Origin of the sequence: Rhabdaerophilum sp. SD176 (assembly GCF_030143245.1) — a bacterium.
Classification (GTDB): Bacteria; Pseudomonadota; Alphaproteobacteria; order Rhizobiales; family Beijerinckiaceae; genus Rhabdaerophilum.
Map to the genome: position 1 here is coordinate 196671 of NZ_JARJNS010000003.1, position 14415 is coordinate 211085.

Annotated in this window: 7 protein-coding genes; 6 read left to right on the forward strand and 1 reads right to left on the reverse strand. The window is 63.2% G+C overall.

All coding sequences use genetic code 11. The features are described 5' to 3' along the window. Nucleotides 1-26: 26 nt before the first annotated feature. Entirely contained in the window at nucleotides 27-5423 is a 5397-nt protein-coding gene (locus P0652_RS07665) for a cadherin domain-containing protein (RefSeq protein ID WP_284178199.1), read from the forward strand. A gap of 6 nt (nucleotides 5424-5429) precedes the next feature. Here the strand turns inward: P0652_RS07665 and P0652_RS07670 are convergent, their stop codons facing one another. Next, nucleotides 5430-6731: an HlyD family type I secretion periplasmic adaptor subunit gene (locus P0652_RS07670; protein ID WP_284178200.1), complete on the reverse strand. Its 1302-nt coding sequence runs from the start codon at nucleotides 6729-6731 to the stop codon at nucleotides 5430-5432. A gap of 122 nt (nucleotides 6732-6853) precedes the next feature. On the opposite strand from P0652_RS07670, the gene P0652_RS07675 reads away from it, so the two are divergent. The 5 genes from P0652_RS07675 (at nucleotide 6854) to P0652_RS07695 (ending at nucleotide 14318) form a co-directional block, all read left to right on the forward strand. Further along, complete coding sequence (locus P0652_RS07675; RefSeq protein ID WP_284178201.1) at nucleotides 6854-9412, forward strand: ATP-binding cassette domain-containing protein; 2559 nt, start codon at nucleotides 6854-6856, stop codon at nucleotides 9410-9412. A gap of 64 nt (nucleotides 9413-9476) precedes the next feature. After that, complete coding sequence (locus P0652_RS07680) at nucleotides 9477-10175, forward strand: hypothetical protein (protein ID WP_284178202.1); 699 nt, start codon at nucleotides 9477-9479, stop codon at nucleotides 10173-10175. An 88-nt stretch (nucleotides 10176-10263) separates the two neighbouring features. After that, nucleotides 10264-12051: a hypothetical protein gene (locus P0652_RS07685; protein ID WP_284178203.1), complete on the forward strand. Its 1788-nt coding sequence runs from the start codon at nucleotides 10264-10266 to the stop codon at nucleotides 12049-12051. A gap of 12 nt (nucleotides 12052-12063) precedes the next feature. After that, complete coding sequence (locus P0652_RS07690; RefSeq protein WP_284178204.1) at nucleotides 12064-12558, forward strand: hypothetical protein; 495 nt, start codon at nucleotides 12064-12066, stop codon at nucleotides 12556-12558. A 107-nt stretch (nucleotides 12559-12665) separates the two neighbouring features. Then, the gene (locus P0652_RS07695; RefSeq protein WP_284178205.1) at nucleotides 12666-14318 is read left to right on the forward strand and encodes a putative bifunctional diguanylate cyclase/phosphodiesterase; all 1653 of its coding nucleotides are present in this window, start codon (nucleotides 12666-12668) and stop codon (nucleotides 14316-14318) included. The last annotated feature ends 97 nt before the right edge of the window (nucleotides 14319-14415 follow it).

The following is a 14415-nucleotide window of genomic DNA, read 5'->3' on the forward strand; positions in this document are numbered from 1 at the left end:
CGGCGGCCATCACCGCGTCTGAACTCGTGGAAAACACCGCGCTCGGCACTCTTGTGGGCCAGGTGACCGGCACTGATCTCGACGGCGGAACCACGCTGACTTACGGCTTCGCGCCGGGCGGCGATGCGGGCGGTCGTTTTGCGATCGATCCCACCACGGGCGAGTTGACTGTCATCCGGGGTGATCTGGTCGATTTCGAAGCCAGCCCCCAGCAGCTGGTAGTCGTTCGTGTCACCGACCAGGGTGGCCTGTTCTTCGACCAGCCATTCCTGCTGACCGTTCAGAACGGCAATGACGCGCCGGTCATCGTCTCCCATGGTGGAGGGGACAATGGTGCGCTGGTCGTGCCGGAAAACGCGAACTCGGTCCTCAGTGTCACGGCCATCGATCAGGATGTCGGCGATACAATCAACTATTCCATCATCGGCGGTCCCGATGCCGCACGGTTCACGATCAATGCCCTGACGGGAACCCTGACTTTCGTCAGCAACCCGGATTTCGAGCTTCCGGCCGATGCCGGAGCGGACAATGTCTACAATATCGTTGTCCAGGCAACGGATCAGGCCGGCGGCATCGACATCCAGAACCTCGCGATCACGGTTACCGGCGTCAACGAAGCCCCGTATTTCCTCGGCATCACGGGCTTCACCCTGCCGGAGGATGCCGCGATCGGCGCGGTGATCGGCACGATCCAGGCGGCTGATCAGGATGCCGGCGATACGATCACCTACAGCTTCGCGCCCGGCGGCAATCCGAACGGCATCTTCGCAATCGACCCCTCGACAGGGGCACTCAGCGTTGCCGACAATTCAACAATCAATTTCAATCTCACGCCGTCCTATTCGGTCGTCATTCGCGTTACGGACTCCTTTGGCCTTTCGACCGACCAGATTTTCACGATCACAGTTGTCGACATCAATCAGGCGCCGGAAATCACATCGAATGGCGGGGGGATCGCTGCCACCTTTAACCATGTCGAAGGGGGGACCTTCGCCACAACCGTCTCGGCCACGGATCCGGATGTTGGAAATGTCGTGACTTACAGCATCAGCGGTGGAGCGGATGCCGCGCTGTTCACCATCGATGCTGTGACTGGCGCGCTGTCTTTCATCGCCGCTCCGGATTTCTTCTCGCCGACGGATGCCGATCTGGACGGAACCTACGAAGTGATTGTGCAGGCCAGCGATGGCCTGCTGGCTGACACACAACTCCTGACGATCAACGTCATCGACAACAACACAGCGCCGATCATCACCTCGAATGGCGGTGGCGATAAAGCCATCGTCTTTGTCAACGAGAACTCGAGCGCCGTCTTCACAACCGTGACCGCAACCGATCCGGATGCCGGCGCTTCCTTCACCTATTCTATTGTCGGCGGAACGGATGCGGCCCGGTTCACGATCAACTCGACGACAGGAGCGCTGCGCTTATCGTCCGGCCGGAACTTCGAGAGCCCTTCCGATTTCGGGGCGGACAACGTCTACGACGTCATTGTCGAGGTCTCGGATGGCCAGGGTGCGGTCGACACCCAGGCGATCGCTGTCGTCATCAACAATGTGAACGAGAACCCGACCATCTCATCCAACGGGGGTGGCGGAACGGCCAATATCACACTCAACGAGGGAACCAGCCTCGTCACCACAGTGACCGCCAATGACCAGGATGCCGGGGCGATCAAGATCTTCAGCCTGTCCGGCGGTGTCGATTCATCGAAATTTGCGATCGACACAGCGACCGGGGAGTTGACCTTTATCGCGCCCCCGGATTTCGAGGCTCCCACCGATACAGGTGCAGACAATGTCTATATGGTTGTTGTCCGCGTGCAGGACGGTCTTGGTGGGGCTGACACCCAGACGATCAATGTGACGATCAGCGATTCCAACGAGGCTCCAACGATTACCTCGGCAGCGGCAGCCTCGATCCTGGAGAATGGCAGTTCGGTCCTCGCGGTCACCGCGACCGACGCCGATGCCGGGGCCATTCTGACCTATTCGATTGTTGGCGGCGCCGATGCGGCGAAGTTTGCCATCGATTCCACAACCGGCGTGCTGACCTTTGTCTCCCCGCCTGATTTCGACGTGCCCGGCGACGTTGGCGGCAACAATGTCTATGATGTCCGCGTCGAAGTTTCGGACGGCCTCGGCGGCACGACGACGCAGAACATCGCCGTCACCGTGACCAACCAGAACGAGGCGCCGGGCATCACATCGGCTGCGACCGTGTCGGCAGCCGAGAATGGTACGGCAGTGATGACGGTAACGGCAGCGGATCCGGATGCCGGCGCGAGCCTGACCTACTCCATCGTCGGCGGTGCGGATGCGGCAAAGTTCGCCATCAATGCGACGACCGGCGCGTTGACCTTTGTGACAGCGCCGGACTTTGAATCGCCAACCGATGCCGGCGGCAACAACGTTTATGACCTGCAGGTGCAGGTGGCCGATGGCCTCGGCGGCACCACGACGCAGAACATCGCTGTTACCGTGACCAACCAGAACGAAGCGCCGGGCATCACGTCGGCTGCGACAGCGTCGGTAGCGGAGAACGGCACCTCGGTGCTGACCGTTACGGCCACCGACCCGGATGCCGGGGCAAGCCTGACCTATTCGATTGTCGGCGGCGCGGATGCGGCAAAGTTCGCCATCAACGCGACGACCGGCGCGCTGACCTTTGTGACAGCGCCGGACTTCGAATCGCCGACCGATGCCGGCGGCAACAACGTTTATGATCTGCAGGTGCAGGTGGCCGATGGCCTTGGCGGCACATCGACACAGAACATTGCTGTCACCGTCACCAACCAGAACGAGGCGCCGGGCATCACCTCGGCGGCGACCGTCTCGGTATCGGAGAACGGGACGGCGGTGATGACAGTGACGGCCACCGACCCCGATGCCGGCGCGAGCCTGACCTATTCAATTGTCGGCGGCGCGGATTCGGCGAAGTTCGCCATCAACGCGACGACCGGCGTGCTGACCTTCGTGTCAGCTCCGGACTTCGAAGCGCCGACCGATGCCGGTGGCAACAATGTCTACGATGTGCAGGTCGAAGTCGCCGACGGTCTTGGCGGTACCATGACGCAGAACATCGCCGTCACCGTGACCAACGGCAATGAGGACCCGAGCATTACGTCCAATGGCGGCGGAACAAACGCGACGATCAATGTTCTCGAAGGTACTACAGCGATCACGACAGTTACGTCCACCGACCCGGATGCCGGTGCAAGCCTGACCTACTCGATCGTCTCGGGCATTGGCGATCATACCAAATTCGCGATCAACGCGACGACTGGCGCGCTGACCTTTGTCGCGGCCCCGGACTTCGAATCGCCGACCGATGCGGGCGGCGATAACGTCTACAATGTTCGGGTTCAGGTCTCGGATGGGCTCGGCGGCATCGATACGCAGAACATCGCCGTCACGGTGACCAACGTCAACGAAGCGCCGGGCATCACCTCGGCGGCGACCGTTTCGGTATCGGAGAACGGGACAGCGGTGATGACAGTGACGGCCACCGACCCCGATGCCGGCGCGAGCTTGACCTATTCAATTGTCGGCGGCGCGGATTCGGCAAAGTTCGCGATCAACGCGACCACCGGCGTCCTGACCTTCGTGTCGGCTCCGGACTTCGAATCGCCGACCGATGCCGGCGGCAACAATGTCTATGATGTGCAGGTCCAGGTCGTTGATGGCCTCGGCGGCACGGCCACGCAGAATATTGCCGTCACCGTTACCAACCAGAACGAGGCGCCGACGATCACCTCAGATGGTGGCGGGGCAACAGCCAGCGTGAACTTCGCTGAAAACAGCGTGATCACGTTGCCGGTGACAACCGTGACGGCAACCGACCCGGATGCCGGGGCGAGCCTGACCTACTCGATTGTCGGCGGCTCGGACGCGGCCGATTTTGACATTGATGCCGTGACCGGCGTGCTCACGTTCAAGGTTTCCCCGGATTTCGAGAACCCCGCCGATTCGAACCTCAACAATGTCTATAATGTCCAGGTTCAGGTGGCCGATGGCCTTGGCGGCACGAAGCTGCAATCGATTGCTGTCACGGTGACCGACCAGAACGAGGCGCCGGCCATCACCTCCTCGGCAACGGCCTCGGTTACCGAGAATGGCACTGCGATCCTGACGGTTGCTGCAACGGATCCGGATGCTGGCGCGAGTCTGACCTATTCGATCATCGGCGGCGCGGATTCGTCGAAATTCGCCATCAACGCCACCACCGGGGTCCTGACCTTTCTCGCTGCTCCGGACTTTGAAGCGCCCACCGATGCCGGCGGCAACAATGTCTATGATGTCCGGGTCCAGGTCTCGGATGGTATCGGCGGCACCACGGCGCAGGACATCGCGGTTACCGTGACCAACCAGAACGAGGTTCCGACGATCACATCCGCGGCGACGGTTTCCGTTGTCGAGAACGGAACCTCGGTCCTTACCGTCACAGCGACCGACCCCGATTCCAGCCCGACCTTTGGCTTCTCGATTACCGGCGGGGCGGATGCATCGCTCTTCACGATCAATTCGACAACAGGCGAAGTGACCTTCAATTCCGCTCCGGACTTCGAAAGCCCGGCCGATGCCGGCGCCAACAACGTCTACAACATCGACGTTACTGTCACGGACGGGCAGGGAGCCACAACCACGCAAGCCGTGGCCATCACCGTCACCAACCAGACCAATACGGTCAACGGCACCGCAGGCAACGACACGCTGAACGGCACGGGCGAAGACGACATCATGAACGGTCTTGATGGGGATGACGTCTTCTTCGGCTCGGCGCAGGCCGATATCATGAATGGGGGCAATGGGATCGACACCGCAGACTATTCGGCGGCCCCCTTCTCCGTCACGATCAGTCTGCAGAACAATACCGCCACCGGGAACGTTCTTGCTGTCGGCGACACGTTCTTTGATATCGAGAACATTCGGGGGGGCAGCGGCGGCGACAACCTGAACGGCAACGGCGATGCGAACGTAATCTGGGGTGGTGCTGGCAACGACAATATCCGGGGCAATGGTGGTATTGATCAGCTTTTTGGCAATGCCGGCAACGACACCTTCATCCTCGATCTCGACGTCCAGTCGACCTCGCTGACCATTGACGGCGGCGCGGATCAGGACGCGGTCAATCTCGTCGGCACTGGCACGCTGACCCTCGGACAATTGTCCTTCATGACCAATGTCGAGACAATCGATTTCGAGGCGGCCGGCGTGGCGGCGGACTTCACCAACTTCACCGCCACCCATGCCACCGACGTGCTTGGCACCAGCGGTCCTGGCAACACGCTGACCTTCAAGATGGACGGCAACGACACCTTTACCGTTGCGGCGGGCGAGCATTTCACCCAGTCGGGCTCGGAATACACCTTCTTCACGGACGGGACGTTGACGACCGAACTCGCCAAGGTCTCGATTGTCTGATCGGGATCACTGCCGGAGCGCTTCGCTCGCCATCCTGTTGATCGGGTTGGTCACGTAGCTCATGATCGTGTGCTGGCCCAAGATGATGTCCACCTGCGCGATCATGCCAGGAATGACCGGCTGGCCTGGGCCAAATCCCCGCGATTCCGTGGCGAGGCGAACGCGGAAATAGGGGTCGCCCTTCTCGTCGGCCAAGGCGTCGGGCGAAACATCGATCACCTTGCCCTTCAGCCCGCCATAGACCGCGAAATCATAGGCGGAAACCTTGATGATCGCTGGCAGGCCCGGCCAGATCTGGGCGCGGCTGCTCGGCGGGATGCGGGCCTCCACGATCAGCGAAGCATCCATCGGCACGATCTGCGCGAGAGGATCGCCCGGTTTCACCACGCCGCCGATCGTGTCCACGAAGAGCTTGTTGACCGTGCCGGCGACCGGCGCAACGACCTCGGACCGGTTCGACCGGTCGCGCATCGCCGCGATGCTCTCCTTGAGCTTGGCGATCTGGACCGAGGTCTCGCGCTGGTCCTTCTCCGCCTCGGCGCGGAAGCGAAGGGTCACTTCCTCGCGCCGCCGGCTCAACTCCACCACGGCGGCTTCCAGTCGCGCAATCTCATGGATGAGCCCTGCCAATCGCGCCTCGACCTGCTGGAGCGACCGTTCATTCTCGATCAATTCATTCCGGCTTACGGCACCGATCTGGACAAGGCGCCTCAGGCTTTCCACGCGCGGCGTGACGATCTCGCGCTCCCGCTGCGATGAAGTCCAGCGGGTCTGGGTTTCTGCCAGTTCAAGCTGCTTCTGCTTGAATTGCTCGTCGATCACCGCGATCTGGGCCTGGAGCCCGTCCTTCCGGGCCCGGAACAGGGAATGTTCCTGTTCGAAGATCTGCTGTGTGTCGAGCCCTTCATTCGGGGGCTCGTCAAAGCCCGGCAGGCCGCGGGCCTCGGCATCGAGCCGGTTCCAGGCAATCAGCTTCGAATAGAGTTCGAGCTGGTTGTTCTGCAATTCCGCCTTGGCGAACGAGTTCTCGATGCGGACAAGCGTTTGGCCGGCACGGACATTCTCGCCCTCCCGGGCAAGGATCTCGGTAACGATGCCCCCTTCGAAATGCTGGACCAACTGGTTGCGCGTCTGCGAGACGATGCGGCCGGAGCCCCGGGTCACGCGGTCGATTGATGTCAGAGTCGCCCAGACCATAAAGACGGCGACACCGCCGAAGATGGCGAGGATCATGTGGTGATGGCTGCGCCGCGCAATGCTTGCGCAGAGCCGCGTCGGTGCTCCGGCCGCTCCTTCCGGTCCAGGCAAGGGAATCTCCATTTCAATGCAGCAGAGAGACGCTCGCACCAATTTGTTTACGGCGCCTTAAGCATGTTGCGCGATGCGTAAGGGGGAAGGATCATTTTCCCATCACCATAGGCATCGGCAGGATGAGCGAAAGCGCCAGGCAGCAATCGGAGCCCGCCGGGTCCGAAGGGGAAGCGCCCTTCGGCGAGACCGTTGCACGGCTGCGGGAACGCTTCCGCTCCATGAACGAGACTGCGCAGGGCGTGACAGCCGAACTCGGGCCGGCCAGCCACCCCGTTGCCGATCTCCAGCGCCTCGCCCGGCTATGCGGCCGGCCGGTCGAGGAGCCGGTCCCCGATGCACCGCCGGCCTCGATACCGGGCCCGGCGACCTTGGCCCTGATCGCCGACAAGCTGGGCTTCTCGGTGATCTGGGAGGCGATGTCGCTGCGGCAGCTCGACTCGGGCCTCCTGCCGGCTGTCGTGATGCTGCGGGATCGCTCCAGCCGCCTGGTGATCGGGCGGACCGACGAAAACCACTTCCGTCTTCTCGGGCCGGAAGGCGCTTATGATGTCGGGATCGACGGGCTCGACCGGGCGGCCAGCAGTTCGATCTTCCGCGTGATCGACCTCGCACGCCCCACGCCCCGGCCGGTTGCGGCCCCGGATCCCGTGCCGCAGGAGCCATCAGCAGGCTCCGCGCCGGGCGGCCCTGCCCCGCCACCGCTTCCCATGCCGGGCGCAGTCGCTGCGCCGGAAGCACGGTCGGAAGCACAACGGGCCATTCCGCAGGCGCCGGCCAGGTCTTCGGGGTCACCCGGACAGCCCCCGCACAACCCAACCTCGACGGCGGATCGCGCTGCGGACCCAGTCGGGCCGAGCCCCCGGCCGCAGGAGGAGCGTTCCCGGAAAGACCCGGCCAGGCCAGATCCGGCTGTCCCCGGAAACCGCGCGGCGAGGCCCGAACCGACAAACGCCGAACCGGCCATGGAACCGGCGCCGGATGTGCTCTCCCTTCTGCGCCTCGCCCTGGAAGGGCAGGGCGGGCGGATTGCCTATCTCTGCCTCGGCGGCCTGCTCATCAACCTGCTTGGCATGGCGTTGCCGCTCTTCTCGATGGCCGTCTTTGACAGGGTGATTCCGCACGGCGCCAACGAAACCCTCTGGGCCCTGTCGATTGGCGCGATCCTCGCACTCGGCCTTGAAACCGTCCTGCGGCATGCGCGGCTGAAGCTCGGCGACGCCGTCGGCCATGAGGCGAGCCATGTCCTTCAGGCCCGCTTTGTCCGCCGCCTGCTTTTCGCCCGGGCGCAACGCGTGCCGCGCCAGATCGGCCCGATCATGCCGTTGATCCAGGAAATGGAACAGTCCGGTCGCCTGATGCCGCAACTCATCGCCAGCGTCGCGATCGATCTGCCCTTTTTCATCTTCCTGATGCTCTTCATTTTCTCGATCAGCGGCCCCGTTGTGCTCGCGCCGCTCGTCGCCACCTTCCTCGTGGTGCTCTGCCATGTCGCGGCCCATGTGATGTCGCGCCGTGCGTTGCGCGAGGCGATGGGTGCACAGGGCAAGCAGGTCCAGCAGGTGATGGACATGGTGGGCGGCATCGAGCGGCTGCGGATCACCAATGCTGCGCCCTCCCGCATGGCCGCCTGGGAACAGGTCTCGGACGAGGCCGGCTATACCGGCCATCTCGCCCGCTACTGGAACGGCATGGCCGCGCAGCTTGCTGCCGTGATCGTTCAGGTCTCGATCGTGGCGGCTCTGGTCATCGGCACCTACCGCATCCAGGATGCGAGCATGACGATCGGCGCGCTCTCGGCGGTGATCCTGCTCGTCAACCGTTCGATGATGCCGATCTCGATCCTTGCGGGGCTGGTCTTCCGGGCATTGCAGAATGTCCGCGCATTGTCGGCTTTGGCGCCATTCCTCGTCGAGCCGATCGAGCAGGCGGGGGATCGGGTCCGCCCGATCCGGCAGGGGCTCCGCGGCAAGATCGACCTGCATCGGCTCACTGTGGTCTATCCGGGGGAATTGCGGCCCTGCCTCAGGGATGTCACGCTTTCCATCGCCCCGGGCGAGCGTGTCGCCCTCGTGGGCAAGGCCGGTTCGGGCAAGTCCACGCTTCTGCGCGTACTCGCCCGCCTTGTCGAGCCGCAGGATGGCCGCATCCTGCTCGATGAACAGGAGATCGGCCAGTATGACCCGGCCTGGCTACGGGCCCATCTGGCCCTCATGCCGCAGGATTCGACTTTGTTCGACGGCACGCTGCATGACAATCTCATGGCGGGGCTGCCGGATGTCGATCCCGCCTATTTCGAGCAGGTCAACCGGCTCGCCGGAGTCGCGGATTTCGCCAGCCTCCACCCGGCCGGCTACACCCTGGAGGTAGGCCCCGGCGGCCAACGCCTCTCGGGGGGCGAGCGGCAATCCGTATCGCTGGCGCGCGCCCTGATGGGCGCCCCCACCGTCCTGCTGCTGGATGAACCGACCTCGGCGATGGATAACGGCCTTGAGGCCCGTGTGATCGCCGATTTGCGCAAGCTGGAAACGGAGCGCATGGGCATCATCGTCGCGACCCACCGATTGCCCGTGCTGGCCATGGTTGACAGGATCATCTGGCTCGATCAGGGCCGGGTTGTCGCGGACGGGCCGAAAGACCAGATCCTCAAGCGCTTCGGGGTCGGCCCGGCTGCGGCTTAACCAAAGCGAAGCCATCACCGATGTATGACCGGATGGCCGGGCAGGGGAAGGCAACTTTGGGTTCATGACAGAGGGTGGGGACAACGAGAACCATTGGCCGGGCTATGTCGATGCCCTGACCACGATGACGATGATGCTCGTCTTCGTGATGATGATTCTCGCCATCGCCCTTTTCGGCATCACCCAGAATGCATCGCGCTCTATCGTGGAGAAGATCGCGGATGCCGCCGGCCTGCCGGTCGAGGGGCGTCAGGCCGATACCGAGGCCATGGCCAGGCAGATTACCGAGGCTCTCGAATACCAGCGGCGAAACCCGCCGGTCGCCAAGCTCTCGGAGGACAGGGCGGTGCCTCTCGAAGGGCAGGATCGCATTGTCCATGCCGGTGAGGCCCAGAAGGCCTTCGTGCCGCGTGGGGATGTAGCGGCCCGGCAATCCGAGGCTGTCCTCACGCTGACCTTCCCGTCCCGGGGCACAAGCATTGACGGAAATGCCGGCAGCGAGGTTCGTGCCTTCGTTGAAGGGCATCGCGGCAAGGCGACCCATTTCCAGATCATGGCCCTTGCAGGCCTCGAACTCGGCAACGCCTCCGATGCGCGGCGCGTGGCTTTCTACCGGGCGCTCTCGGCGCGGACACAGCTCATCGCCAGCGGCATTCCGGCCCAGAACATCCAGGTCAGGGTCGTGGACAGCCGGGAAGGGACCGCAGCTGACCGGATCGAGATCCGGGCCATGGCTGGCGATTCCGGTTCCGACGGACGCTGAAGGCGGTATCCGGCCCCGCAGATGTTTGCAAGTTGCTAACTATAATCAGCGATTGTGATCCTGACCCCAACAGGATTCGCCGTCCACCATGAAGAGCCCTCTGCCTGACCGCCAGAATGCCTTGAGGCAAACGATCCACGCCCAGTTGCTCCGCATGGTTATCGTGATGGGTGCGGTCGGGCTGGCCGTGATGCTCGGGCGTCACTTTGTCTGGCAGGGCCTTGTTGCCAATCCCTGGCTGAACGGCATGATCATCGCGGCCTTCGCCTTCGGCACGGTCCTGGCGTTCCAGCGTGTCCTCCGGATCCGCGCCGATGCCATCGCCTTCGAGGCCTTGCAGGAAGCGTTCAACGATTCCCGGCGTGAACGGACGGAGACGCTGGACGACCCCTACTGGCGCCATTACCGGGCGCTGGACCCCGGAATCGTGTTCTCGCGGCCCAAATCCCTCGGGCACATGTTCGAGGTAGCCTATGACGAACTCTACCGGGCCAAAAATCTATCGATTTCGGTCTCGACCATGCAGAACGTGGTCATGGGGATCGAGCAGAAGCTGGCCGACGAACGCAACCAGCTCACCTATCTTGCCGGCCTGCTGATCTTCCTTGGCCTCATCGGCACCTTCATCGGCCTGATGGAAATGGTCGGCTCGGTCGGCGGCATCATCGGCAGCCTTGGCGGCACCGACGCGCCGTCCGGCGATGCGATGAAACGCCTGCTGACCAACCTCCAGGTGCCGCTCACCGGCATGGCGACAGGGTTCTCCTCCTCGCTGTTCGGGCTGTTCGGATCGCTGATCCTCGGCATCCTCTCGCGCTTCGGCAGCCACGGGCTGAATATCCTGAAGGACGAATTTTCCGGCTGGCTCGCCGGCATGTCCCATATGGGCAGCGGCAGCCGGAGCGAAGCCGGCGAGTTGGCCCGTCTCATCGCGACGAACCTCGCCGATTCCGGCGGCGGCGGAGGCAAGGGAGCGGGGTCTGCCGGCGGCATTTCGGATGTCGGCGTTGTCGCCACGATGGCGCAGGGCTTCGGCCGCATGAACCAGGGTATGGACACGGTCAACAATACGCTGCCCGATATTGTGAGCCTGCAGGCCAGCAACCAGGAGATGATCAGGGTCATGCTTGGCGCGGTCTCGAAGATCGCGGCGGAGACAGGCGAAATGCGCGAGCAGATGAGCATGCTGGTTGCGGCCCAGGCGGCCAATGCCGAATATCTGCAGGAGCTGATCAACGTTCAGCGCAAGACCGAGACAGGGCTGACTTCCGGCTTCAATGGCATGGCCCATATCATGGAAGTCACGGGTCAGGCCTATCTTGATGGCCTCCGTCGGCTGACTTCGGAGAACTACGAGACCAATGCCCGTCTGGCCAAGCTGCTTGACGTGAAAGCAGCCGGCGACCGGATCACCGAGATTGCCGTGGGCATCGAGGGGAAAGTCAAGAACGGTTTCGGTGGCCTCGCCACCTTGCTCGAGCGCACGTCGATGTCCATCGAAACGTCGATGCAGCGGATGGCGCAGGATCATGCCGATCTCAAGGAGGCCCTTCGGGAGGGAGGCCTCGGATCGAGCCAGGTCGGGCTGTCCAAGGAATTCGAGGATCGTCTGGCTTCGGGCTTCAGCGAGGTCTCGCGATCGTTTGAGACGGTCTTCGCCGCCTATTCGACCATCCTCAACCGCGCGATGATGCAGAGCGCGATCGCGGCCGAAGACGGCGCGCCCGCGCCGGTCGCGATGCCCGGCAGTGCCGGCGTCGTCCTGCCGGAACACGAGCGTCGCCAGGCGCAGAATGCCGGCCCCGAATACGACCACGATGCCTTGCGCCAGCGGCTTTTCGTGACGGCTCTGAATCGCCGCATCCAGACAAACTGAGCAGGGATCGTGATGTCGCCATACGAGGACAATCAGGCCTATCCGGAGGCTCCGCGCGAAGGGGTGGCCCAGGACCCGCGTCGCCGCATGACGCCGGCCGAAATGCGCGAGGAGATCGGTCTGCGCATTGGCCGTGGCGCGGAGGAGGAACCGCGGCAGGCGCCGGCCCGGCAAGGCTGGCTCGCCCGGCTGTGGCCGCGCCGCCGGCATGGGCAGGATGAAGCGCTGCGGCCCTGCTGCGTCGTTGCCGTCCTGATCCTGACCGATCGCGCGCTGGCCCTTGACGGACTGGTCCTTGAGATCGCCGAGGATTGTCTGATCTTCCGCCAGGGCTCCCGGTACATATTCGATCGGACGGACGCAGAGGTGATGGTCCGCTTCGGCGAACACGAACTCCGGGGTCGCATCGGCAAGACATCCGCGAAGGGCTATCTCGTTGAGTTGCAGGATCTCCTGTCTCCGGCAGAAGTCCGGACGCTCGTGCAAGTCCACGGACTGCCCGTCTGAGGGACTCGAAGAGAAGGCAACCGCCGGGCCTCATCAAACGTTAGGAGGTTCGATGCTATCCGGGGACTGCGTCGGGTCGCCGGCGCCCGCAAAATGGGGCAGCGGTTGTGTCGAATCCGACAAAGCATGATGACCTGATCGAAAGCGCTGCGGGAGAGCTTGCCCAGCGCCATCAGTTCTTCCTGAGTATTGCCAACGGATTCGGGATTGTCTTCGCCTTGCTGGCCATGGGCATTTTTGCCGGGCATGGCGCGACCGGGCTGATCGATCTCCGCGCACTGGCTGTCCAGCTTGGCATCGATGGCGACTGGCTGACGGACCGCACCCTCTTCCAGCTCGCCTTCGGCGCCCTGCTGGTCTCGCTCGTCATCGCGATCAGCGCGTCGTTCAACAATATCGCGCATTCCCGCCGGACCGTCGCTACGGTGCGGCGGATCGAGGCGATCGTGCTGGACCGTGCCATGCGCGATCCCCTGACGGGCCTGCATAACCGCTCCGGCTTCAAGACCCGGCTGGATGATGCCCTCGAGAACCGGGCGGATGATGCCATCCTCGGCGTGATCTATATCGATCTCGACAAGTTCAAGGACGTCAACGACACCTTCGGCCACGAGATGGGGGACCAGCTGCTGGTCGCCGTAGCCGAATCCCTCCGAAATCTCGCGGGCCCGAAGGCCGAAATCGCCCGCCTTGGCGGCGACGAATTCGCGATGGTGGTTTATGGACGGCGGACGCCCGAGCAGATCGAGCAGCTTGGCCATGACATCAGCAGCGTGCTCGGGCAGCCGTTCCTGATCGGCTCGACGGAATTGTCGATCGGGGGGTCTGTCGGGATGGTTGTCGCCCCGATGGACGGCATCGAATCGACCGTTCTCGTCCGGCGGGCCGACATCTCGATGTATCGCGTCAAGGCAGCCGGACGTGGCCAGGCGCTGCGGTTCGACGCGAGCATGGAAGACGAGCTTCGTCGCCGCAAATTCCTCGAAGGCGAGCTGCGCCATGCCATCGGCCGCAACCAGCTCCAGGTCTGGTATCAGCCCTACATGGCCTCGGATGGCGAAAACATCGTAGGCGTCGAAGCGCTCCTGCGCTGGGTTCACCCGGATGAGGGCATCATTTCGCCGGGTGTGTTCATTCCGTTGGCCGAGGAATCCGGCCTCATCGTCGAGATCGGCGAATGGACCATGCGCCGCGCCCTGAATGATGCACTCGATCTCGGGGATATTCACATGGCGATCAACGTCTCGCCGGTGCAGTTCCGCCGCCCGGAATTCCTCGATCACATGTTGAGCATCATCGGACAATCCGGTGTCGAGGCCAAGCGCGTCGAGATCGAGATCACCGAGGGCGTGCTGATGGAGGATGCCGAGACCGCTATCGCGATCATCAATGGCTTCCGTGGCGCCGGTATCCATGTTGCGCTGGATGATTTCGGCACCGGCTATGCCTCCCTCAGCTATCTCCGGCGCTTCCCCTTCGACAAGCTCAAGGTCGACCAGGCCTTCGTCCGCAATCTCGGCCGTTCGAATGGCTCGGCAGCCATCATCCACGGCGTCGTTTCGCTCGGCCGCTCCCTCGGCATGACGGTTCATGCCGAAGGGGTCGAGACCCTGGAACACCACATTTTCCTGCGTGCTGCAGGCTGCCATCACTTCCAGGGCTTCTATTTTGCCAAGCCGATGCCGCTGCCCGATCTCCATCGCTTCATCGAGGCAAAGCGCAACGCGCCGGGCGCACTCAACATGCGGCTGCACCACTGACCACCCGCCCAGGGCCCGTTCCTTCGTCCGCGCGCGTCGATCGTTCTTGAAGATTGCCGCATGTTAACTTGCGGCCTCTGCCCATCTCTCCTATCCA